The 21,774-nt window shown below is 67.4% G+C and carries 27 protein-coding genes and 1 pseudogene; 17 read left to right on the top strand and 11 right to left on the bottom strand.

Going from position 1 to position 21,774, the window contains the following annotated elements; all coding sequences use genetic code 11:
• The first annotated feature begins 15 nt into the window (after window positions 1–15).
• Window positions 16–810, top strand: a complete 795-nt coding sequence (locus tag BX604_RS26345; protein WP_098553717.1) for a DNA adenine methylase — start codon at window positions 16–18, stop codon at window positions 808–810.
• 143 nt (window positions 811–953) lie between these two features.
• Here the strand turns inward: BX604_RS26345 and BX604_RS26340 are convergent, their stop codons facing one another.
• Complete coding sequence (locus tag BX604_RS26340) at window positions 954–1,505, bottom strand: YkgJ family cysteine cluster protein (protein ID WP_098553716.1); 552 nt, start codon at window positions 1,503–1,505, stop codon at window positions 954–956.
• A 140-nt stretch (window positions 1,506–1,645) separates the two neighbouring features.
• A pseudogene (locus BX604_RS26335) lies at window positions 1,646–2,173 on the bottom strand (NAD-dependent formate dehydrogenase); the annotation flags it as partial.
• 242 nt (window positions 2,174–2,415) lie between these two features.
• Between BX604_RS26335 and BX604_RS26330 the strand changes: the two are divergent.
• Together BX604_RS26330 and BX604_RS26325 are read left to right on the top strand one after the other, a co-directional pair.
• Window positions 2,416–3,951 carry an FAD-dependent oxidoreductase gene (locus BX604_RS26330; protein WP_098553715.1) on the top strand — a complete coding sequence of 512 codons (1,536 nt, stop codon included), beginning with the start codon at window positions 2,416–2,418 and terminating at the stop codon, window positions 3,949–3,951.
• A 239-nt stretch (window positions 3,952–4,190) separates the two neighbouring features.
• Window positions 4,191–4,385 carry an enoyl-ACP reductase gene (locus BX604_RS26325; RefSeq protein WP_098554060.1) on the top strand — a complete coding sequence of 65 codons (195 nt, stop codon included), beginning with the start codon at window positions 4,191–4,193 and terminating at the stop codon, window positions 4,383–4,385.
• Window positions 4,386–4,396: 11 nt separating this feature from the next.
• Here BX604_RS26325 and BX604_RS26320 read toward each other — a convergent pair whose 3' ends face one another.
• Window positions 4,397–4,615, bottom strand: a complete 219-nt coding sequence (locus BX604_RS26320) for a DUF6566 family protein (RefSeq protein ID WP_096507073.1) — start codon at window positions 4,613–4,615, stop codon at window positions 4,397–4,399.
• Window positions 4,616–4,797: 182 nt separating this feature from the next.
• Here BX604_RS26320 and BX604_RS26315 point away from each other — a divergent pair, with 182 nt between their 5' ends.
• Together BX604_RS26315 and BX604_RS26310 are read left to right on the top strand one after the other, a co-directional pair.
• Entirely contained in the window at window positions 4,798–5,433 is a 636-nt protein-coding gene (locus BX604_RS26315) for a MarC family protein (protein ID WP_098554059.1), read from the top strand.
• A 44-nt stretch (window positions 5,434–5,477) separates the two neighbouring features.
• Window positions 5,478–5,939: a hypothetical protein gene (locus BX604_RS26310; protein ID WP_098554058.1), complete on the top strand. Its 462-nt coding sequence runs from the start codon at window positions 5,478–5,480 to the stop codon at window positions 5,937–5,939.
• 23 nt (window positions 5,940–5,962) lie between these two features.
• Here BX604_RS26310 and BX604_RS26305 read toward each other — a convergent pair whose 3' ends face one another.
• Window positions 5,963–7,444 (bottom strand): SulP family inorganic anion transporter, encoded by a 1,482-nt coding sequence (locus BX604_RS26305; protein WP_098553714.1) that lies wholly within the window; start codon window positions 7,442–7,444, stop codon window positions 5,963–5,965.
• Window positions 7,445–8,232: 788 nt separating this feature from the next.
• Here BX604_RS26305 and BX604_RS26300 point away from each other — a divergent pair.
• Window positions 8,233–9,600, top strand: a complete 1,368-nt coding sequence (locus BX604_RS26300; RefSeq protein WP_098553713.1) for a sigma-54-dependent transcriptional regulator — start codon at window positions 8,233–8,235, stop codon at window positions 9,598–9,600.
• 56 nt (window positions 9,601–9,656) lie between these two features.
• On the opposite strand, the gene BX604_RS26295 is transcribed toward BX604_RS26300, so the two are convergent.
• Both BX604_RS26295 and BX604_RS26290 read right to left on the bottom strand, forming a co-directional pair.
• On the bottom strand, window positions 9,657–10,862 hold the full coding sequence (locus tag BX604_RS26295; protein WP_098553712.1) for an MFS transporter: 1,206 nt from the start codon (window positions 10,860–10,862) through the stop codon (window positions 9,657–9,659).
• A 50-nt stretch (window positions 10,863–10,912) separates the two neighbouring features.
• Complete coding sequence (locus BX604_RS26290; RefSeq protein ID WP_098553711.1) at window positions 10,913–11,179, bottom strand: DUF4148 domain-containing protein; 267 nt, start codon at window positions 11,177–11,179, stop codon at window positions 10,913–10,915.
• Between the two features lie 198 nt (window positions 11,180–11,377).
• On the opposite strand from BX604_RS26290, the gene BX604_RS26285 reads away from it, so the two are divergent.
• A complete protein-coding gene (locus BX604_RS26285) occupies window positions 11,378–12,271 on the top strand; it encodes a LysR family transcriptional regulator (protein WP_098553710.1) in 894 nt (297 codons plus the stop codon).
• A 102-nt stretch (window positions 12,272–12,373) separates the two neighbouring features.
• Here the strand turns inward: BX604_RS26285 and BX604_RS26280 are convergent, their stop codons facing one another.
• A complete protein-coding gene (locus BX604_RS26280; protein WP_098553709.1) occupies window positions 12,374–12,859 on the bottom strand; it encodes a PRC-barrel domain-containing protein in 486 nt (161 codons plus the stop codon).
• A gap of 91 nt (window positions 12,860–12,950) precedes the next feature.
• Window positions 12,951–13,382: a CBS domain-containing protein gene (locus BX604_RS26275; RefSeq protein ID WP_098553708.1), complete on the bottom strand. Its 432-nt coding sequence runs from the start codon at window positions 13,380–13,382 to the stop codon at window positions 12,951–12,953.
• Window positions 13,383–13,412: 30 nt separating this feature from the next.
• Here BX604_RS26275 and BX604_RS39755 point away from each other — a divergent pair, with 30 nt between their 5' ends.
• The 10 genes from BX604_RS39755 to arsH all read left to right on the top strand — a co-directional run bounded on the left by BX604_RS39755 (window position 13,413) and on the right by arsH (window position 19,636).
• Window positions 13,413–13,544: a hypothetical protein gene (locus BX604_RS39755; protein ID WP_257146430.1), complete on the top strand. Its 132-nt coding sequence runs from the start codon at window positions 13,413–13,415 to the stop codon at window positions 13,542–13,544.
• A 275-nt stretch (window positions 13,545–13,819) separates the two neighbouring features.
• Window positions 13,820–15,253, top strand: coding sequence for an RNA polymerase factor sigma-54 (gene rpoN / locus BX604_RS26270; RefSeq protein ID WP_098553707.1), 1,434 nt, complete (start codon window positions 13,820–13,822; stop codon window positions 15,251–15,253).
• Window positions 15,254–15,326: 73 nt separating this feature from the next.
• The gene (locus BX604_RS26265; protein ID WP_098553706.1) at window positions 15,327–15,515 is read left to right on the top strand and encodes a DUF3008 family protein; all 189 of its coding nucleotides are present in this window, start codon (window positions 15,327–15,329) and stop codon (window positions 15,513–15,515) included.
• A 46-nt stretch (window positions 15,516–15,561) separates the two neighbouring features.
• Entirely contained in the window at window positions 15,562–15,723 is a 162-nt protein-coding gene (locus BX604_RS26260; RefSeq protein WP_006498332.1) for a DUF1328 family protein, read from the top strand.
• Window positions 15,720–16,106 (top strand): DUF3022 domain-containing protein, encoded by a 387-nt coding sequence (locus BX604_RS26255; protein ID WP_098553705.1) that lies wholly within the window; start codon window positions 15,720–15,722, stop codon window positions 16,104–16,106. Before BX604_RS26260 ends, BX604_RS26255 begins: the two co-directional genes overlap by 4 nt.
• A 213-nt stretch (window positions 16,107–16,319) precedes the next feature.
• The gene (locus BX604_RS26250) at window positions 16,320–16,685 is read left to right on the top strand and encodes a DUF3022 domain-containing protein (RefSeq protein ID WP_098553704.1); all 366 of its coding nucleotides are present in this window, start codon (window positions 16,320–16,322) and stop codon (window positions 16,683–16,685) included.
• Between the two features lie 218 nt (window positions 16,686–16,903).
• Entirely contained in the window at window positions 16,904–17,239 is a 336-nt protein-coding gene (locus BX604_RS26245; RefSeq protein WP_098553703.1) for an ArsR/SmtB family transcription factor, read from the top strand.
• A 20-nt stretch (window positions 17,240–17,259) separates the two neighbouring features.
• Window positions 17,260–17,754, top strand: a complete 495-nt coding sequence (locus tag BX604_RS26240; RefSeq protein WP_098554057.1) for an arsenate reductase ArsC — start codon at window positions 17,260–17,262, stop codon at window positions 17,752–17,754.
• A gap of 68 nt (window positions 17,755–17,822) precedes the next feature.
• Window positions 17,823–18,893, top strand: a complete 1,071-nt coding sequence (arsB, locus tag BX604_RS26235; protein WP_098553702.1) for an ACR3 family arsenite efflux transporter — start codon at window positions 17,823–17,825, stop codon at window positions 18,891–18,893.
• Window positions 18,894–18,913: 20 nt separating this feature from the next.
• Window positions 18,914–19,636: an arsenical resistance protein ArsH gene (arsH, locus tag BX604_RS26230; protein WP_098553701.1), complete on the top strand. Its 723-nt coding sequence runs from the start codon at window positions 18,914–18,916 to the stop codon at window positions 19,634–19,636.
• Between the two features lie 221 nt (window positions 19,637–19,857).
• On the opposite strand, the gene BX604_RS26225 is transcribed toward arsH, so the two are convergent.
• From BX604_RS26225 to BX604_RS26215, 3 genes are read right to left on the bottom strand one after another with little or no spacing between them, the layout of a single operon-like run.
• A complete protein-coding gene (locus BX604_RS26225; RefSeq protein ID WP_179894884.1) occupies window positions 19,858–20,043 on the bottom strand; it encodes a DUF1289 domain-containing protein in 186 nt (61 codons plus the stop codon).
• A gap of 2 nt (window positions 20,044–20,045) precedes the next feature.
• Window positions 20,046–21,335 (bottom strand): CDF family Co(II)/Ni(II) efflux transporter DmeF, encoded by a 1,290-nt coding sequence (gene dmeF / locus BX604_RS26220; protein WP_098553700.1) that lies wholly within the window; start codon window positions 21,333–21,335, stop codon window positions 20,046–20,048.
• 11 nt (window positions 21,336–21,346) lie between these two features.
• Window positions 21,347–21,619, bottom strand: a complete 273-nt coding sequence (locus tag BX604_RS26215; protein ID WP_096503105.1) for a metal/formaldehyde-sensitive transcriptional repressor — start codon at window positions 21,617–21,619, stop codon at window positions 21,347–21,349.
• Window positions 21,620–21,774 lie beyond the last annotated feature (155 nt).

Below are 21,774 nucleotides of genomic sequence, written 5' to 3'. Positions count from 1 at the left end.
TCGATTAGCCAATAAATGCAATCAACACCGATTATTCCGTGGCTCGGCGGCAAGCGCCGCCTGGCAGACAAACTGATTCCGTTGTTCCCGCCGCATGAATGCTATGTCGAGGCGTTCTGCGGCGGTGCTGCGCTTTACTTCCTTCGGCCGGTGCCGGCACCTGTCGAGGTCATCAACGACGTCAACGGCGAGCTGGTCAACCTGTATCGCGTCGTCCAGCACCACCTGGAGGAGTTCGTCCGCCAGTTCAAATGGGCGATCAGCAGCCGGCAGGTGTTCAAGTGGCAGCAGATGACACGGCCGGAGACCCTGACGGACATCCAGCGCGCTGCTCGGTTCTTCTACCTGCAGCACCACGCGTTCGGCGGGAAGGTGGCTGGCCAGACCTTTGGAACAGCCACGACAGCGCCATCCGTCAACCTACTGCGCATCGAGGAGCAGCTCTCAGCGGCCCATCTGCGACTGGCTGGAACGCACGTTGAAAACCTGCCTTGGCGCGAATGCGTGCAGCGGTATGACCGGGCGCACTCGTTCATCTATCTGGACCCGCCGTACTGGCAGACGGAAGGCTACGGGGTACCGTTCGAGTTCGGGGAGTACGAGGCGATGGCCGAGCTGATGCGCGGGGCGAAGGGAAAGGTCATGGTCTCGATCAATGACCATCCGGACATCCGGCGAGTATTCGAGGGTTTCCACATGCTCGAGCTGGACATCCACTACTCGGTCGCAAACCGGCACGGCCGACCGGAAACGAGCGGCGAGCTGGTGATCACCAACTGGAACGCGGCTGACAGCGGTGGCCTGTTCTAGTGTCAATTGAGGCGCGAAAACGGTCATGAATCAGCGATGCTTCTGCTGCCCGTCGCCGGCGACATTGCTCTGTGACCATCGTCAGATCGCGGCGGCTTGCGACGAAGCGGCGCTTGCCGCGATCGTCTGGCCGCAGTAGAGGTTCAGAATCTCATGAGGCGCTGACGCCAAAGGGCAATCTGCTCGGCCTGTGCTGCGTCGGTCGGCGGAAGGTTTTTCATGATGGCGTTGCCCACGTCCAGGGGCGGGCTAAGCAGTCTCTTGTTTCCCTGGAAGCTCAACCAGACAGGAATCGGTGAAATTTGCGCCAGCATCCCGATAACGGGGCTGACCTCAGGTCTGTCCCAATCTGCAGTATCGTCTAGCGCCCGCACCGTGATGTAGAGCCGTTCGAACGGGTTGCGGGGTGGCAAATGTTGGTCGAGGGAGAAAAGAACGCGCACCTTGTCCGGGCGACAGTTCTCCGGCATGTCGGGGATTCGCCGCCAGAGGCAATACCAGGTGCGGCAGACGTCCGGTCGGTTCTCGTAGATGGAGCAGCCCGCTTCGCAGGCGTTTTGACACATGACGCCAGCGTCTTTTTTTAGTTCTGGGGTGTCGATGTTCAGTGCCTCGCAGCAGACCGTGCAGCCACCGCACTGCTTGTTTGGATCAAGGCCAACCCGAAGGGCCATAACCATTTCTAGCGGACTCACGCTCTTTCCCCCGTCGCGTTTGGTATCGAATGAAGGAGCCTAGTGATCGCGATTCTTATGCCAATAGCCGTGCGAAATCCCCACTCGCTTCCTGTGTCAAATCTTACGCGAAACAGTGCCAAAGTGCGCGCGACGCTACATTGCTGCGCGATCGTATGCGACGGCAGATAGTTGCGCACCAGCGCGAGCGTTGTCATCACGACGTGTTCGGCCACGCTGATGCTGTTCGAGCCGGTGACTTCGGCGACGGTGATGCGCGCGCGTGCGGCCGCGTCGAGATCGACGTGGTCGGAGCCGATGCCGGCCGTCAGCGCGAGCCTGAGCTTCGGCGCCATCGCGATGCGGGCGGCGCTCAGGTAGGCCGGCCAGAACGGTTGGGAAATCACGACGTCCGCTTCGGGCAGGCGGCGCTCGAACTCGGAGTCGGGGCCGTCCTTGTCGCTCGTCACGATCAGCGTGTGGCCGTGCGCTTCCAGATAGCCGCGCAGCCCGAGCGCGCCGGATACGCAACCGACGAGTTCGCCGGGGCGAAAGCCGGGCGGGCCGGCCGGCGTCGGCGCGGTTTGTCCGTCGGCGTACCGCGTGATGACCGGAATCGCGTCGCGCACGTAGTGCGGCGGATAGCCGTCGACCGGATCGGGATAGAGCACGCACAGCACGGTAGCCATCGGGTAGCGCTCCTCGTGGCGGGATGAACGGCGGACGCGGCACGCGGATTGCCCGGCTCGCCGGCGCACCCGCAGGCGCGGCCGGTGTGTTGCGCCGCAACGTGGATCACGTTGTACGCCGGTCGCGGATCGCGTACAAGCTACAGTCCGCGTTTGCGTGCGCTGCGGGGTCGTCTGTACCTGTTCTTTTCAGGAAGGACGCCGATAATGGGATCGTTACCTCACGCGCAGGGAGCCCGGCCATGTCCGCAAGCGATGCTTCGTCTTCACGTCCCGATCTCGCGCAAGGCATCGCGCTCGACGACCTCGCCGACGGCGCGATGATCGAGGGCCATGTCGGCGACGCAGCCGTGCTGCTCGTGCGCCGCGCCGACGAACTGTTCGCGCTCGGCGCGCAATGCCCGCATTACGGCGCACCGCTCGCCGACGGCCTGCTGGTCGGCGACACGATTCGTTGTCCGTGGCACCACGCGGCGTTCTGCCTGCGTACCGGCGCCATGCAGCGCGCGCCCGCGCTCGACGGATTGACGTGCTGGCGCGTCGAGCGTCGCGACGGCCGCGCGGTCGTGCTCGATGCGCGGCCGGCCGCGGCGCCGCCTGCATTGAATGCGGCCGGGCTGCCCGACTCGGTGGTGATCGTCGGCGGCGGCGCGGCGGCGATCGCGGCCGCGGTGACGCTGCGGCAGGAAGGCTACCCGCATGCGATCACGCTGCTGAGCGCCGACAGCGAGCCGCCGTACGACCGGCCGAATCTGTCGAAGGATTACCTGGCCGGCACGGCCGAGGCCGACTGGCTGCCGCTGCGCGGGGCATCGTTCTACACCGACCAGCGCATCGACGTGCGCTGCGGCACGCGCGTCGCGCGTCTCGACCCGGCGCGGCACGCTGTCGAGCTGGCCGACGGCAGCCGGCTCGCGTACGGCGCGCTGCTGCTCGCCACGGGCGCGGAGCCGAACCGGCTGACCGTGCCGGGCGCCGATCTGCCGCACGTTTGCGTGCTGCGTTCGCGCGCAGACTGCGATGCGCTGATCGGCAAGCTGGAAACGGCGAAGCGCTGCGTCGTGGTCGGCGCGAGCTTCATCGGCCTCGAAGCGGCCGCCGCGCTGCGCACGCGCGGACTCGACGTGCACGTCGTCGCACCCGATGCGCATCCGATGGCGCGCGTACTCGGCGAAGCGCTCGGCGACGCGATCCGCGCGCTGCACGAATCGCACGGCGTGGTGTTTCATCTCGGCGCGACGCTCGCGCAGATCGTACCGAACCACGTGGCGTTGTCGAACGGCGACGTGCTGCCGGCCGACGTCGTGGTGGTCGGGATCGGCGTGCATCCGAACATCGCGCTCGCGCAGGACGCGGGCCTCGCCGTCGATCGCGGCGTGAGCGTCGACCGCTTCCTGCAGACGAGCGCGCCGGGCGTCTATGCGGCCGGCGACATCGCGCGCTGGCCCGATCCGCTGACGGGCGAACGCATTCGCGTCGAGCACTGGGTCGTCGCGGAGCGGCAGGGCATCGTCGCCGCGCGCAACATGCTCGGACAGCAGCGGCCGTTCGACGCGGTGCCGTTCTTCTGGACCCAGCACTACGACCTGACGGTCCGCTATGTGGGACATGCGGAGCAATGGGACCGCGTCGAGATCGACGGCGACCTGCGCGTACATGACGGTTCGGTGACGTACTGGCGCGGTAACGCGCGGCTCGCGGTCGCGACGATCGGTCGCGATCTCGACAGCCTGCGCGCGGAAGAGGCGCTCGAGCAGCAGGGTGCGGCGGACGAATGAGGCCGGGTATCGCCCGGCGATGCGTGGCCGACCGGCCGCGTTGGCCGAAGCGGGAGCTGTACCCCGCCCGGCGCGCGATGCAGCGCCCATTGCCGACTGTACCTTGACTGGCCCATCCTCATGCCGCACGCTCCGCGATGGGCACGGCAACGCGCAAGCCGCGCGCGCGTGCCCATCTGGTTGCGTACGCAACTGCCACCGCGACGCGCGAAGCGGCCCGGAACCGGACAGGAAGCCGAATGGAAAAGTATCTCGTCGAGACCCTGCTCAACGCGATTGCCGAGCGCATCATCGGCCACCGCGTGATCGACGCCGGCACGGCCGCGTCGACCTCGGTCGAACTGACGCTGGACGACGTGTCGCGGCTGATGCGCGGCGCGTTCGAGGCCGGCCAGTCGGTGCGCGCACCGGCGTGGCCCGGCGCCGGCCGATGAACGGCGCGCGACTAGCGGTCCTGCGTGCGGATCATCACGCGCCCCTGATCGATCCCGCCGCGCAGCGCTTCGTCGCACGTGAGCCATTCGGGCGTGACGAGTTCGGGCGCGGGCAGGTCGACCGGCGCGCCGTCGCGGAAGATCCGCACCTGCGCGACCCACGCGCCGTTCGCATTGCGCGTCGCGTCGACGCGGATCTCGTGATCCAGGTAGGTATCGCTTGCTTGCATCGGTCAGGGCCCTCCGTCGTGAGTGAACGAGGATGCGGCGGCCGCGGGTCGCGCGATTTCGATCGTGCCGCCGCGCGGGCCGCCGACAGCAGTGCGTCGATCGTAGCAGCATCGCGCGGCGCGCGCATCGGCCACGCATCGAAACCTGCATGCGAATCATGCAGCCATGACGGAGCATGCGCATGAACGTCGATCCGACTTTTTCCATCAAGGTGTTCGCGGCGCTGTTCGCGATCATGAACCCGATCGCGAACGTGCCGGTGTTTCTGTCGTTGACCGAAGGCGCGACCGACGCCGCGCGGCGCAAGGTCGCGCTGACGGCCGCGATCGGCGTGACGATCGGCTGTATCGTGTCGGCCGTCGCGGGCGGCGCGATCCTGCACGTGTTCGGCCTGACGATCGACGATTTCCGCCTCGCGGGCGGGCTGCTCGTGCTGCTGATCGCGCTGTCGATGCTGCATGGCGCGCCGAGCCGTCAGCATTCGCCGGGCGACGGCGAAGGCGCCGATCCGGCCGGGGCCGACAGCATCGCGATCTATCCGCTGACGATTCCGCTGCTGGTCGGCCCCGGCACGATCGCGACGATGATCGTGCTCGGCCACACCGCGTTCGCGAGCGGGCAGGAACTCGCGTTCGCGCTCGGGCTCGTCGCGTTCCTGCTGCTGTTGAGCGCGGCGCTGCTGGCCGCGCCGTTCATCGGCCACTACCTGTCGCCGCGCGTGACGGCCGTCACGCAGCGGCTGATGGGGATGATTCTCGCGGCGATCGCGATGCAGATGATCGTCGCGAGTTTGAAGGCCGCGTTCGGGCTGCATTAAATGCGGCGCGCACGGCCACGGGCGTGTGCGTCAAGGAGTCACTGATGAACACGTTGATCGTGGTGTGCTATCCCGACCTCGACACGGCCGGGCGCGTGGCCGCCGAACTGGAGACGTTGCGCGAGCGTGGCGTCGTATCGCCGACGGGTGTCGTGATCGTCGAGTGCACGGCCGACGGACAGTTGCGCACGCAGACGGTCGAGCGCGGCCAGGCTGCATCGGGTTCGCTGGTCGGCCGCGCGCTCGAACGCGTCGAAGCGGCGCTCGACGCGTCGCGCGAACGGCCCGTGGACGATGCGCTGATCGATCGCATCGCGCGCAAGGCGCGGCCGGACACCGTATCGCTCGGGCTGGCGGCGACGCAGCTCGACATCCTTGCACTGAGCGCGGCGCTCGCGCCGTTCGGCGGCGAAGTGACCGACACGACGCTGTCGATCGACGACGAGCTGAAGCTCGTCGAAGCGATCTCGAAGCGGCATGACGGCGGCGCGGCAGCGGCCGACTGACTGCACGCGCGCGGCTCACCCGCTCAGTGCGCGGCCGCCCCCGGCTGCGCACCGGGCTTGTCGTGCGTCGCATACTGCTCGATCATCGTCGTGCTCGCGCGATCGAGCCCGCTCACGTCGACGTCGATCCCGTTGCGGCGGAACTTGTGCACGATCCGGTCGAGCGCCTCGATCGCGGTGATGTCCCAGAAGTGCGCATGCGACAGGTCGAGCCGCACGCGCGGCAGCGCTTCCTTGAAGTCGAACGCGGCGACGAACGCTTCCGACGACGCGAAGAACACCTGGCCGCGCACGAGATAGCGGCGTTCGCCGCGCGCGTCGTCGAGCGTCGACTCGACACGCAGCACGCGCTGCACCTTCGACGCGAAGAACAGCGCGCTGAGCAGCACGCCGACCCCGACGCCGATCGCGAGATTGCCGGTCGCGACGACCACGGCGACGGTCGCCACCATCACGAACGACGAGCGCTTCGGATGCGTGCGCAGGTTCGCGAGCGAGCGCCAGCTGAACGTGCTGATCGACACCATGATCATCACGGCGACGAGTGCGGCCATCGGGATCTGCCGCACCCACGGGCCGAGGAACACCACCAGCACGAGCAGGAACGCGCCCGCGACGAAGGTCGACAGTCGTCCGCGTCCGCCCGACTTGAGGTTGATCACCGTCTGGCCGATCATCGCGCAGCCCGGCATCCCGCCGAGCAGGCCGGCCGTGATGTTGGCGATGCCCTGGCCGCGGCATTCGCGGTTCTTGTTGCTCGACGTGTCGGTGAAGTCGTCGACGATCGCGGCCGTCATCAGCGATTCGAGCAGGCCGACCACGGCGACGCCCGCCGCGTAAGGGAAGATGATGCGCAGCGTGTCGAGCGTGAACGGCACGTGCGGCAGCCCGAACGACGGCAGGCGGTCCGGAAACGCGCCCATGTCGCCGACGGTGGGCAGCTTCAGGTGCAGCGCCATCGAGATCGCGGTCAGCACGACGATGCACACGAGCGGCGACGGCACCGCGCGCGTCACGCGCGGCAGCAGGTAGAGGATCGCGAGGCCGCCGGCGACCATCGCGTACACGTAGGCCGGCACGTCGTGCAGTTGCGGCAGCTGCGCGAGGAAGATCAGGATCGCGAGCGCGTTCACGAAGCCGGTGATCACCGAGCGCGACACGAAGCGCATCAGCGCGCCGAGCCGCAGCAGGCCGGCGCCGATCTGCAACAGGCCCGCGAGCATGCCGGTGGCGAGCACGTATTCGACGCCGTGATGCTTGACGAGCGACGCGATGACGAGCGCGACGGCGCCGGTGGCCGCGGAGATCATGCCGGGCCGGCCGCCCGCGATCGCGGACACGACGGCGATGCTGAAGGCCGCATAGAGGCCGACCCGCGGGTCGACGCCGGCGATGATCGAGAACGCGAGCGCTTCGGGGATGAGGGCGAGCGCGACGACGGTGCCCGCGAGGATGTCGGCGCGGACGTTGGAGAACCATTCGTCGCGAAGGGAACGAGTCTGCATGGCGAAAGCGGCTGAATAGAGGACGGATCAGGCGAGCGTCGAAGGGGCGCGGTTCGCGGCGAAGCACGCGGGCCACCGGGTCGGCGCGTAGCCCGGCAAGGGCGGCGCGACGATACGGCGGCAGCGGCCGCAAGTGCGGCCGTGGCGGCGTCGAAAGCGAAAAGGCGATGCACGGCCGGCGCGCGACAACGCGCGGGCACGCACAGCGGGTACGCGAACCCCCTGTCGGTCAGGCTGGATGACGATGGGCGGTTCGCGAGGCGCTACATAGGAAGCTCGGGGGAATTCGGCGGAAGAAAAGGGCGCAGCGCGGGGCTGCGGCGCAGAAGCTTACAGAATTATCGCCACCCAGTCCAGGCGATGCCGTGCGCGTTGACGGGCGCGCGCCGCTTCCGTCGATGGCCCATACGCTCGCACGGCGTCATCGTCGGATTTCGACATCCGCGTTGTCGAATCGCGCCGTTTTGACCGAATCGCTCGAGGCAAGCTGAAGAAATGGCGTGGAATGGCGCGATTTTCGCGCAAAAAACATCCTGCCGACATCGGTCTCCGGAGATTGAATCTCGCAATGCGACCACTGTGTGCGGATAGATTTATTCGATGAGCCGCGAATGCACGACATGCTTCTTCTATACTGCTAAGCACTTGTTGGTCCTGGCAGAGTAGCCTGACTGCTCGTCCGGGCGGTATGCGGACGTGTCGCCGAATGCCCGGTGGCGCGCCCCGCATCGCATGCCCGCGGCGGTTTCGGCCGATCCATGTGCCGGGCCGCGTCACAAGGAGCCTCGATGCCTTTAGTGCTGATCGTCGAAGACGATGCCGATACGCGAGCGATGCTCGCGACGCTTGCGCAAGCGCAGCAGCTGACGTGCGACACGGTCGCAACGCTTGAGGAAGCGCGTCAGCGCGTGTCGACGCGCCTCCCCGATCTCGTGCTGTGCGATCTCGTATTGCCGGACGGCAACGGGATGGATCTGTTCGATGCACTGCCGAAACGCGGGCACTGCGAAATGGTGTTGACGACCGGTCACGCGAGTCTCGAAACCGCGATCGATGCCTTGCGGCGCGGCGCGACCGACTACCTGGTGAAGCCGCTCAACATGCAGCGGCTGAACAGCATCCTCGCGCGCGTGCCACGCACCACCGCATTGCACGAGGAAATCGCCGAGCTGCGCTCCGAGCTGCAGCGGCTCGGGCGCTTCGGCCGGATGCTCGGCAACTCGCCCGCGATGCAGACCGTCTACGATGCGATCGGTCGCGTTGCGCGTACTGAAGCGTCGGTGCTGCTCACCGGCGAATCGGGCACCGGGAAGGAACTCGCCGCGCAGACGGTTCACGACCTGAGCCTGCGCCGCCGCGGCCCGTTTCTCGCGGTGAACTGCGGCGCGATTGCCGCGAACCTCGTCGAAAGCGAAATGTTCGGTCACGACCGCGGCAGCTTCACCGGCGCCGAGCGTCAGCACAAGGGCTTTTTCGAGCGCGCGGACGGCGGCACTCTGTTCCTCGACGAAATTACCGAGATGCCGGTCGAGTCGCAGGTCAAGCTGTTGCGCGTGCTCGAGACCGGGCGGCTCACGCGGCTCGGTTCGACACGCGAAATCGACGTCGACGTGCGCATCGTCGCCGCGACCAACCGCGATCCGGAAGCCGCGATGGCGGACGGCAAGCTGCGGCCCGACCTCTATCACCGGATCAACGTGTTTCCGATTCCGCTGCCGTCGCTGCGCGAGCGCGGCGACGACATCCCGATGCTTGCCGACGCGTTCCTCAAGCGCTACAACGAAGACAGCGGCCGCAACCTGCGCTTCGCACCGGCTGCGCGCGAAGCGCTGAAGGGATACGCATGGCCGGGCAACGTGCGCGAGCTGCGCAACTTCGTGCAGCGCGCGAGCATCTTCAGCGACGCCGACGTGATCGAGACGCTGCCGCCGCCGATCATGGACGAACTGTCGAACATGGCCGACTCGCATGAAGATCGCGTGACGGTGCCGTTCGGTACGTCGCTCGAGGAAGTGGACCGCAAGCTGATTCTCGGCACGATCGCGCAATGCGGCGGTGTGAAGGCACAGGCGGCCGAGGTGCTCGACGTCAGCCTGAAGACGATCTACAACCGGCTTGCACAACTCGAAGACGAAGCAGAAAAGCCGGACTCGTGATTCGGCACCGGCTACGCTCACGCGTGCGATCCGGTGCGGCGTCGTGGATGCGGGGCTCAGGCACGCGGCATACGCGGCCCGGCGCAGCGTCCCGCGGCGAACGCCAGCATGCCGGCGAAGACGAGCAGCGCCGCGCTCAGCGCGAACGTCGCGCGATAGCCGTGCAGGTCGTACAGCAGACCGCCCGTGATCGCGCCGAGCGCGATCGCGAGTTGCACGACCGCGACCATCAGCCCGCCGCCGGCTTCCGCATCGTGCGGCAGCGTGCGTGCGAGCCACGTCCACCAGCCGACGGGCGCCGCCGTTCCGGTCAGCCCCCATAGCGCGAGCAGGCACGCGGTCGCCGCGGTCGATGCGCCGCACCACACCAGCGCGACGGCGATCACGGCCATCAGCAGCGGCGTGACGACGAGCGTCCGGTAGAGCCCGCGCTTCAGGACCGCGCCGATCGCGATCGTCCCCGCGAGCCCGGCCACGCCGATCGCGAGCAGCATCAGCGACAGCGCGGTGCTGTCGACGTGCGTGACCGTTTCGAGGAACGGCCGCAGATACGTAAACAGCGCGAATTGCCCCATGAACAGCACGCTGACGGCCGCCATGCCCAGCGCCACCGGCGGACGGGCGAGCAGCCCGAGAACGTTGCCGCGCGCCGGGTGCGACGCGGCCGTCATCGGCGGCAGGCTCGCGAGCTTCCAGCCGAACGCGATCGCGGCGACCGGCACCACGCAAAAGAATGCCCAGCGCCAGCCGACGACGCCGCCGAGAAAACTCCCCAGCGGCGCGGCGACGACGGTCGCGAGCGCATTGCCGCCGTTCACGATCGCCAGCGCGCGCGGCACCTGCGCATCGGGCACCAGTCGCATCGCGGTGGCCGCCGACATCGACCAGAATCCGCCGATCGCGACGCCGATCAGCGCGCGCCCCGCGATGAAGGCCGGATAGTTCGGCGCGAACGCGACGACCGTGCCGGACACGATCATCACGAGCGTCAGCGCGAGCAGCAACTGCTTGCGATCGCGCCGTCCGGCGAGCGACGCGATGCAGAGGCTCGTCACGAGCGCGAACGCGCCGGACACGGAAATGGCCTGGCCGGCCTGGCCTTCGCTGACGTGCAGGTCGGCGGCGATCGGCGTCAGCAGGCTGACCGGCATGAATTCCGACGCGACCAGCGCGAATGCGCCGAGCGCCATCGCGAGGACGGCGCCCCATGCGGCGGTGTGGCCGGGCGTATCGCCACGGTCGGAAGCGGTAGCGGCTTGCATCGCGGGAATCGGATTGGCGCGGTTGGGCGATGACGTAACGGACATGCGCGTCAGTCGCAACGTGTCGCGGCCGCGTCGCGACCGGCCAGTTGCGCGCGGCTGGCCGGATCGCGCGATGCCGTCACGCGGGCGGAGGCGGTCTGCGCATCGTCGACCCAGGTGCGCGGATTGGCGCGCGCCGGGTTGAAGCCGGCGGCTTCGTAGCGAATCATGTCCTGGCGCACTTGCTCGCGCGTCAGGTTCTGCGCGGATTGCGCATGGACGAGCAACGGGCTGGCGGCAAGCGCCGCGATGAAAAGGTGAAGAAAGCGGTTCACGAACAGGGCTCCGGCGGTGAATGCGTGGCTGGCCCCCGCGCCAGGTACTGCGGGACGGGGAACCTCGAGGCTTCGCAGTCTAGAGGTGCGGAGCCGAACGATTAAGTAGCCTGGCGCGCTTGGACTTATAAGCTGGAGCGATGAATCGGGGGCGCGCCGGTGCTAGGATGGGCGTTCGTTCAACAGGAGCCGAGCGCCATGCCGCGCGACAATCTCAACGACGTACTGGTGTTCCTCGCGGTGGCGCGCGACCGCAGCTTCACGCGCGCGGCCGCGCGGCTCGGCGTATCGCAATCGGCGCTGAGCCAGACGGTGCGCGATCTCGAAACGCGGCTGGGCGTGCGGCTGCTGACGCGCACGACGCGCAGCGTGTCGACGACCGAAGCGGGCGAGGCGCTCTTTCAGGCGGTTGCGCCGCGCATCGACGAGATCGAGATGAAGCTCGCCGCGGTGTCCGACTTCCGCGACAAGCCGGCCGGCGTCGTGCGCATCACGGCGACCGAGCATCCGATCGATACGATCATCTGGCCGAAGCTCAGGCACGTGCTGCCCGATTACCCCGACATCCGCGTCGAGCTGTCGGTCGACTACGGGCTGTCGAACATCGTCGAGGAGCGCTACGACATCGGCGTGCGCTACGGCGACCAGGTCGCGAAGGACATGATCGCCGTGCGCATCAGCCCCGACGTCCGGATGGCGATGGTCGCGTCGCCGGCCTATCTGGACGGCCGCAAGCCGCCGAAGACGCCGCAGGACCTGCTCGACCACGACTGCGTGACGCTGCGCCTCGCGACCGCGAAGGGCATCTACGCGTGGGAGCTGAAGAAGGGCAGGAACGAGATCCAGGCGCGCGTGAACGGCCGGATCACCTGCAATACGCAGCCGCATCTCGTGCAGGCGGCGCTCGACGGATTCGGGATCGCGTTCGTCACCGAAGACATCGTGCTCGATCACGTGCACAGCGGGAAGCTGCGGATCGTGATGCCGGACTGGTGTCCGGTGTTCCCCGGCTACCACGCGTACTATCCGAGCCGCCGGCAGGCGTCGCGCGCGTTTTCGGTCGTGATCGACGCGTTGCGGTACCGGGCGTAAACGCACGCATTTCGCGCCACGCAAATAACCACGTAAAAAAACGCCCCGCGCAACGCAGGGCGTTTCGCAGCGGCGCCGGCGAACCGGCGCCGGTTCGCGCAATCAATGCCGCTCGTCGCGCGCATGCGGGTCGTCCAGTTCCTCGGTCGGATCCGTCAGCCCGAGCGCGTCGCCGGCGCGCCAGTACGGCGCGCTCCCGTAGAACGCGTGCAGCGGCTCGGCCCATTGCGGGTCGGCCATCGCCGGCCAGTGATCCTTGTCGAAGCCCGGCGCGTTGCGGATCCGCTCGGACGATACCGACAGCAGGAAGCACTTGCGTTCGGTATCGAGCGTGAGCGCGCTCCATGGCATCGCGAGCAGCTTGTCGCCGATGCCGAGCAGGCCGCCGCTCGACAGCACGGCATACGCGACGCGGCCCGAGCGCACGTCGAGCATGATGTCCTTGATCTTGCCGACATCGTCGCCATCGGTCGTATAGACCCTGTTGCCTGCCAGCGTATCGGCCGCCATCACGTCCGGGCCGGGGCCGGCCGCGGTCGCGGCGCCCTTGCCGATGATGCGGGTCTGTCCTTGATCGGGAGTCTGCATGGTTGTCCTCCTGGCCGCGTGGGGCGCGACCGTGCCCGGAGCGGGCCCTGCGGGTCGCACGGGTCGTCGGGGCGAAGCGGGGATCGCTCCGTCACGGCTGCTTTGGCTGAGACACGCCCTCGAGCGTGTTCGCGACGTCGTCGCGCGCCGGGCCGGCCGTGCGCGTCGCGATGTCCGCGAGCGACAGCATGCCGACCAGCCGCTTGTCGTGATCGACGACGGGCAGACGGCGCAACTGCGCGTCGGCCATGTAGTGCTGGATCTCTTCCAGCGAATCGTCCTCGAAACACCATTCGATCGGGCCCGACGCGACTTCGTGGATCCGCGTTTCAGGCGGCTTGCCGGCCGAGATCGCCCGCACCGCGAGGTCGCGGTCGGTGACCATGCCGATCAGCCGGTTGTTGTCGCACACGGGCAGCGCGCCGATGTCGTAGCGCTCCATCAGTTGCGCCGCATGACGGATCGAGTCGGTCGGCGCGATGCGCACGACGTCCTGCGACATGATTTCATTGACGCGATGCATGAAGTTCTCCTTGCGGGTTGGGCGGGGTGAGTGCGGGCCGTCGGGTTCAGCAAGTTCAGCAAGCGGCGTGCCGTGCGTGCGGCCGATCCGTATGCGCTCGCGGCACGGGTGCGCGACAACGGTCCCGAGTTGTGGCTCGTGATGGTGGCGTGCGACGGCTAGCGCGATGCCGTTGAAAGTTTTGCAGCCCGCGGTGTAGCGAAGGCACGGCGCACCGGATCCTCGTATGCAGGCGCGAAGGACGGTTTTTCGCGACCGGCGGCGCTGCGCGAATTCCGTGCCCCATAACTTCCCGCCGCTTGAAAAAAAGCAGTTCCCCGTGCCCCCGATAATGGGGTGTGAACCCCCGTGAGCCGCGATGGACGGGGTTCGGTCGGTCTGGCATGAAAGCTGCTTGTTCGTGCACACGAAACCCGCACACTGTCAGGAGGGCATCGATGTCCGTCACGCTTGCGTTGCAGATGCGACAGCATCTGGCACTCACGCCGAGGCTGCAGCAGTCGCTTCGTCTGCTGCAGTTGTCTTCGCTCGAATTCCAGCAGGAATTGCGGCAGGCGCTCGACTCGAATCCATTTCTCGAAGACGGGCAGGGCGAAGACGAGGTTGCCGCCGAGACGCCCGAACCCGCCGCCGAAGCGGCCGCGCCGGAGACGCCACCTGAGCGCGACGACGTCCGCCCGCCGGACGGCGAGGTGTCGTACACGGCCGCACCCGCCCCGCGCGGCGCGGGCCGCCAGGGCGACGACGGCGGCGAGCTGTCGCCCGGCGAATGGATGGCGGCCGAGCCGTCGCTGAATCAGCAGTTGCGCGACGCGTTGCGGCTCTATCCGCTGAACCGGCGCGATCGCGAAGCGGCGCGCCTCGTGATCGATGCGCTCGACGACGACGGCTACCTGCGCCAGGAACTGGCCGAGTTGCTGATCGCGGCCGACCCGGCCCTGCTGCTGTCGGAACAGGATCTCGCGGTCGCGCTGCGGCTCGTGCAGATGCTCGACCGCCCCGGGATCGCCGCACGCTCGTTGTCCGAATGCCTCGTGCTGCAACTCGATGCGATTCCGGCCGGCACGCCGGCGCTCGCGGAAGCGAAGGTGATCGCGCGCGAGCATCTGGAACGCCTCGCGCGGCGCGAGACGGCGGAGATCCAGCGGCGCGTCGGCTGCAGCCAGCTGATGATGCAGGCTGCGTGCGCGCTGGTGCGCGCGCTCGATCCGCGTCCCGGCAGTCACTACGGCAGCACGCGCGGCGACTACGTGGTGCCGGACGTGATCGTGCGCCAGGTGCGCGACGAATGGATCGTGACGATCAACCCGGCGGTACTGCCGCGCGCGCGGCTGCACGAACGCTATGCGACGCTGTTCGCGCAGTCGAGCGGCGAGCGCGATTCGCCGCTCGGCCAGCAGCTCCAGGAAGCGCGCTGGCTGATCCGCAACGTGCAAAAGCGCTTCGACACGATCCAGCGCGTCGGCGAATGCATCGTCGCGCGGCAGCGCGATTTCTTCCGCTACGGCGAGATCGCGATGAAGCCGCTCGTGCTGCGCGACATCGCCGAAGAACTCGACCTCCACGAATCAACCGTGTCGCGCGCGACGGGCAACAAGTACATGGCCACGCCGCACGGCACGTTCGAGTTCAAGCACTTCTTCCCGCGCAAGCTGGAGGCCGCCGGCAAGGGCGTGTGTTCGGCATCCGCCGCGAAGGTGCTGATCCGCGACATGATCGCGGCCGAACGGCACGACGATCCGCTGTCCGACGTCACGCTCGCGCATAACCTCGCGGGGCGCGGCATTCTTCTTGCGCGTCGTACCGTGACCAAGTATCGCCAGGCGATGAAGATTGCGCCGGCCGAGCTGCGGCGGCGCGCCGCCGCATGACGGTGCTCCCGGTCGACCCGCGCGCGGGCCGCGTGTCGCGGCAGTCGCGCGCGTCAACGAAAGGAGGCAAGCCATGCCAGCGAAATCCCGGGCGCAGCAGCGCGCCGCGGGGGCCGCCCTGTCGGCCAGGCGCGGTGACACCAGAATGAAGGACCTGAAACCGCCGTCGAAATCCATGGCCAGGTCGATGAGCGAGAAGGCGCTCGAAACAATGGCCTCGACGCCGACCCACGGCAAACCCAAGCACAAGCGCGATTCTTGACCGGCGGCGACGGGCGCCCGCGGTCACTGTTTTTCAGGAGGAGTTCATGCTTCGATACGCCATCATCTTCTTCGTCATCGCGATCATCGCCGCCGTGTTCGGCTTCGGCGGCATTGCGGCCGGTGCCGCCGAGATTGCGAAGATCCTGTTCTACATCTTCGTCGTGATCTTCCTGGTCACGCTGCTGCTGGGTGTCGTGCGCCGATGACGGTGTCGCCCGACCGTTCGCAGCGCATCGACGAGCTCGAACATGCGCTGGCGAACGGGTTCCCGTCGGAGTCGACCGTCGTCGTGCATGCGGACGACGCGTCCGGGCGGTTGGCGATCCAGGTGTCGTGGGTGCGTGTGCCGGTCGATGAAAGCGCGCGCCAGTGGCGCTGCGTGGTCGACCTGCACTTCGCCGCGGACGTGCTCGCGCGCTATGCGGTGCTCGACGCGTCCGACCGGCTGCGCGTGCGCACCCGGCTCTGCGATCTCGCGCGGCGCGCCGTGGACGAGCACAAGCCGCGCGTCGAGGACGCCGAGATCGAATGCAGCGTCGAGCTCGACGTGACGAACCTCGAGCTCGACCGCGCGTTGCGCGCGCCCTGACGCCCGCCGACACCGCCGAACGCGCTCGCCGACGCCGACACGACGGCGAGCGCCGGCGCCGCGGGTGCGGCCGGCAACGGCCGCTCGTCGGGCGCGACGGGCTCGGGCGGCGGCACCGGCAGCGCCGGCTCCAGCGGTTATCGACGACGATGGCGTCGTGCCGGCTCGCGGCCGGCTCGCGGCCGGCATGCGGCCGCCACGCAGGAGGACATCATGCAATCGAATTCCCGGATCTCGTTCGACGACACCGAACTGGACACCGATGCGGTCGATACCGACGGCTTCGATACGACGGTCCATGTCGATGCCGCTACCGGCAGGATCACGTTTCATGCGGCGTGGGCGATGGCGCCCGACGCGCCGCCGGATGCTGCCCGGCATTCGGTCGTGCTCGCGCTCGACTGCGACACGATGGAGCGCTACGCGGACCTCGACGACGGTGCGCGCATGCGCGTGCATACGATGCTGCACGAAAGCGTGCAGGACATGCTCGACGCACTGCCTGACGTCGACGACGACCTGACGCTGACCGTCGAGCTGACCGATGCAATGCTCGACGCGGCGCGTCGTCTCCAGTGATCGCGGGTGGTCTCCCGTGACCGCGCGGGCCGGCTGCGGCGGGCGTGGTCCGGTGCGAATTGCGCAACCCGGGGCGCGGCGCGACGCGGCATCGAGCAGATGCTGCATGCCACCGCACGGATACCGCTGTGGCAGGTGTGTTTTTTCAGACGCACCGGCGGTACGCCGTTCACAAACTGCCGATTCCATTCATTCGATATTTCGACTATTATCGAAACATGGAAACGAATCAGACCATCACCGCCCTGTCGGCGCTCGCGCATGAGTCGCGCCTCGCCGTCTTCCGCGCGCTCGTGCAGGCTGGCCCGGCGGGCATGCCGGCCGGGCAAATCGCCGCGCTGCTCGACGTGCCGCCGTCGTCGCTGTCGTTTCATCTGAAGGAGCTGGCGCACGCTCAGCTCGTCACGAGCCGCCAGGAAGGCCGCTTCGTGTTCTATTGCGCGAACTTCGCGACGATGAACGGGCTTATCGGCTATCTCACCGAGAACTGCTGCGGCGGCAATCCGTGCTCGCCGGTTTCCGCGTGTTCGACCTCTTGCTCCGACCGAACGTAAAAACGCAATTGGGCCCGCCGATGACCACCAACGTCCTGATCCTCTGTACCCACAACTCCGCGCGCAGCGTGCTCGCGGAGGGCATGCTCAACCACTGGGCCGCCAGGCTCGGCCGCGACGTGCGCGCGTACAGTGCCGGCAGCGCGCCGAGCGGCCGGCTCAACCCGTTCGCGCTGGACGTGCTGACGCGCGCAGGCGTCGACGTCACCGGATACCGCAGCAAAAGCCAGGACGAATTCGTCGGCGACGGCGCGCCGCACATGCGCATCGTCATCACGGTATGCGACAGCGCGGCTGCGGAAGCCTGCCCGTACTGGCCCGGCAGTCCGGTGAAAGTGCACTGGGGCTACGCCGATCCGTCGAACGCGGCGGGCGGCGATGCCGGCAAGCGGCTCGCGTTCGAACTGACGCGCGAGGCGCTCGGCTACCGGATGCTGCAACTGCTGGCGCTGCCGCTCGATCGCATGGGCAACGCCGAACTCGAGGCGGCGCTGGCCGCCGTCTCTCGAAACTGAACGGCGCGCACGACGGCATCCGCGAGCCGGTGTGCCGCGTGCGTTTCTCCAGCCCTGAATCCTGTCCGATGAACACGTCCAACGTCATCCCGCCTCGCCACGCCGTTGCCAAGCCTGCGATCGGCTTTTTCGAACGCTACCTGACGGTCTGGGTCGCGCTGTGCATCGTCGCCGGCATCGCGCTCGGCCAGGCGCTGCCCGGCCTGTTCCAGCGGATCGGCCGCATCGGGTACGCGCAGGTCAACCTGCCGGTCGGGCTGCTGATCTGGGTGATGGTGATCCCGATGCTCGTGAAGGTCGACTTCGGCGCGTTGCATGAAGTGCGCCGGCATGTGAAGGGGATCGGCGTCACGCTCGTCGTGAACTGGCTCGTCAAGCCGTTTTCGATGGCGTTCCTCGGCTGGCTGTTCGTCCGGCAGCTGTTCGCGCCGATGCTGCCGGCGGACCAGCTCGACAGCTACATTGCCGGCCTGATCCTGCTGGCCGCCGCACCGTGCACGGCGATGGTGTTCGTATGGAGCCGGCTGACGGGCGGCGACCCGCTGTTCACGCTGTCGCAGGTCGCGCTGAACGACAGCATCATGGTGATCGCGTTCGCGCCGCTCGTCGGGCTGCTGCTGGGGATGTCGGCGATTACGGTGCCGTGGGCGACGCTGCTGACGTCAGTTGTCCTCTACATCGTGATGCCGGTGATCCTCGCGCAGATCTGGCGCAAGCGGCTGCTGCGGCGCGGGCAAGCCGCGTTCGATGCCGCGATGGCGAAGATCGGCCCGTGGTCGATCGCCGCGCTGCTCGCGACGCTCGTGCTGCTGTTCGCGTTCCAGGGCGAAGCGATCCTGAAGCAGCCGCTGGTGATCGCGTTGCTCGCGGTGCCGATCCTGATCCAGGTGCTCTTCAATGCGGCGCTCGCCTACTGGCTCAATCGTGCGGTGGGCGAGAAGCACGACGTCGCGTGCCCGTCCGCGCTGATCGGCGCATCCAACTTCTTCGAGCTGGCCGTCGCGGCCGCGATCAGCCTGTTCGGTTTCCACTCCGGCGCGGCGCTTGCGACCGTCGTCGGCGTGCTGATCGAAGTGCCGGTCATGCTGCTGGTGGTGCGCGTCGTGAACCGGTCGAAGGGCTGGTACGAGTGCGTTTGACCCGTCCCGGGAATACATCCATGACCGACCGATTGACCGACCTGCCGCAGCTCGATCCCGAACTTTTCCGTGTGCCGGATGCGAGCCGCTTGCGGCCGGCGTCGCCATCCTCCCATCCGCCGCGTTTCCTGCTGCTGTACGGGTCGCTGCGCGAGCGCTCGTTCAGCCGCCTGCTGGTCGAGGAGGCCGCGCGTCTGCTCGCGGCGATGGGCGCCGAGGTGCGCGTGTTCAATCCGAGCGGCCTGCCGCTGCCCGACGATGCGCCGGAGAGCCATCCGAAGGTCGTCGAGCTGCGCGAGCGGGTGCTGTGGGCGGAGGGGATGGTGTGGTGCTCGCCGGAACGACACGGCGCGATGACCGGCATCATGAAGTCGCAGATCGACTGGATTCCGCTGTCGGTCGGCGCCGTGCGGCCGACGCAGGGCAAGACGCTCGCGGTGATGCAGGTCAGCGGCGGCTCGCAGTCGTTCAACGCGGTGAACCAGATGCGCGTGCTGGGGCGCTGGATGCGCATGCTGACCATTCCGAACCAGTCGTCGGTCGCCAAGGCGTTCATGGAGTTCGACGAAGCGGGGCGGATGAAGCCGTCGGCCTATTACGACCGGGTCGTCGACGTGATGGAGGAACTGGTCAAGTTCACGCTGCTTACGCGGGACATCGGTCCGTATCTGGTCGACCGGTACAGCGAGCGCAAGGAAAGCGCGGCGGAATTGTCGAAGCGGGTGAATCAGCGCGGGATCTGAACCGTACCGATGCCGCCGACCCGGTCGATCCGGTTGTTGACGACGACCGCGGAAGGCTATTTCGCCGGTTTGGGTTTCGTGCCGTGGCCCGCAAGGATGTCCCGCGGCCGCTGCTGGCGTCCCGCCAGTTCCAGGGTGTGTGTCCGGATGGGGCGCGGCGATGTCGATGGCGTGTCGAGCGGGGTACGCGATCCGGAAAGTCGCGCTACCCCGCATGGGGATCACCGTGAGGTTTCGCGAGCCAGCCGGACCTGTCGTCGTGCGCGGTCGTTCAGGATCTGGTGGCGTCGATGGTCCGTCATTTTCTTCCACGCACGTGCTTCGTCGCGCGTACGCAGGCACGCGACGCAGTAGCCGGTTCTTGCGTCGAACGCACAGACTTCGGTGCACGGCGACTTGACCGCCATGCTCAGTGCTCCTTGGTGGCCGTCACGACTTGGACGGTCACGTGCGACAGTTCCTTGAAGCGTCGCAGAAGCGCGTGATAGAACTGCGGATTCCGTTCCGAATCGGGCGTCGCCACCGAGACCACCGCACTCATGTGCCCCGGCCCGAGCCTCCATACGTGCAGGTCGTCGACGCGGTCGCCCCCCGCTTCGAGTGCGCCGCGCACGTTCGCCGTCAATCGGCGATCCGAATCCATGTCGAGCAGGATGCCGCCGGTATCGCGCATTAGGCCATACGACCAGTTCGCGATCACCAATGCGCCGATGATGCCGGCGAGCGGATCCATCCACAACCAGCCGAACGCACGTGCGAGCAACAGCCCGACGATCGTCAGCACGGACACGGCCGCATCGGCGATCACGTGGATGTAGGCGGAGCGAATGTTGTGATCGCGTGTCGCCGCGGCGGACGCACCATGGTCGTGTTCCTCGAACGCCAGTTCGTGCTCGCGGCCGTTCAGGCTGACGATCGCCCTGAATTCATGCGGTTCGGGAATGTCTGCGGTCGATTCCAGGTAGCCGCCGCGATCCTGCATCGCGAATGTTTGCCGCGTGCCGTCCGGACGAATCGTCGTCACCGACACGGCGCTCGCATCGACGCGCGGCGTCTCGTGCGTCGCGGGCGCCACGCGGAAAACCGGCGGCACGCCATCCTCGAACACCGACACGACGAATATGCCCTGCCGATCGAAGATCCGGTGTGCTTCCTCTTCATGGTCGTGATTGCCGTGATCGTGACGGTCATGCCCGTGATGGTGGCCATGACCATGACCGTGGCTATGACCATGATGATCGCCGCTCAGCAGCCAGACGCTCGCGACGTTGACGAACAGGCCGGCGACCGCGATCGGAATCGCCTCGCCGAAATGGATCGGAACGGGCGCCAGCCATCGCGCGATCGCTTCGTACCCGATCAGCAGCGCGATCATCGCGAGCACGATCGCGCTCGTGAAGCCGGCCAGGTCGCCGAGCTTGCCGGTACCGAACACGAAGCGCGGATCGTTCGCATGCCTGCGCGCGTAGGTATAGGCCAGCGCGGCGATCAGCATCGCCCCCGCGTGCGTCGACATGTGCAGGCCGTCGGCGATCAGCGCCAGCGAGCCGAAAATCGACCCGCCGACGATCTCGGCCACCATCATCGCCGCGCACAGCGCGATGACCATCCAGGTCCTGCGTTCGTTCTGCTCGTGCGCGGCGCCGAGAAAGATATGGTCGTGCCCTGCGCCAAAGGCATCGTTCGTGAAACCGTTCATTCAGCCCCCTGTTACTTGAAATAGCTGTGAACGACTTCGATCAGCTGTTCGGTTGCGCTGCCTTCGTCGTGGTGATCTTCGGCGTCGACCAGATGGCTGCGGATGTGATCCTCGAGCACGACCGCGAGCAGGCCGTTCATCGCGCCGCGGCCGCTCGTGATGAGGCGCAGGATCTCGTTGCAACCGCGCTCGTCTTCGAGCGCGCGTTCGATCGCTTCGACCTGTCCCTTGATTCGGCGGACACGGTTCAGCAGCTTCTGCTTTTCCTTGATGGTGTGGCTCATGGTCGTCCCTTCATATAGCGGGGGGGACTATATACGAAATTGCTATTCCATATAGGGGGGAGGGGTATATTCGAGGCCGCTCGTGTGAGCGGCGCATGACGACCGGTATGCGCCGCGCCGGTGACGCCCGGTGCCGGACGCTGAACTGCACCGAC

The organism is Burkholderia sp. JKS000303 (assembly GCF_002563755.1).
Classification (GTDB): domain Bacteria; phylum Pseudomonadota; class Gammaproteobacteria; order Burkholderiales; family Burkholderiaceae; genus Burkholderia; species Burkholderia anthina_B.
This window is presented reverse-complemented; position numbering and strand designations above follow the sequence as displayed.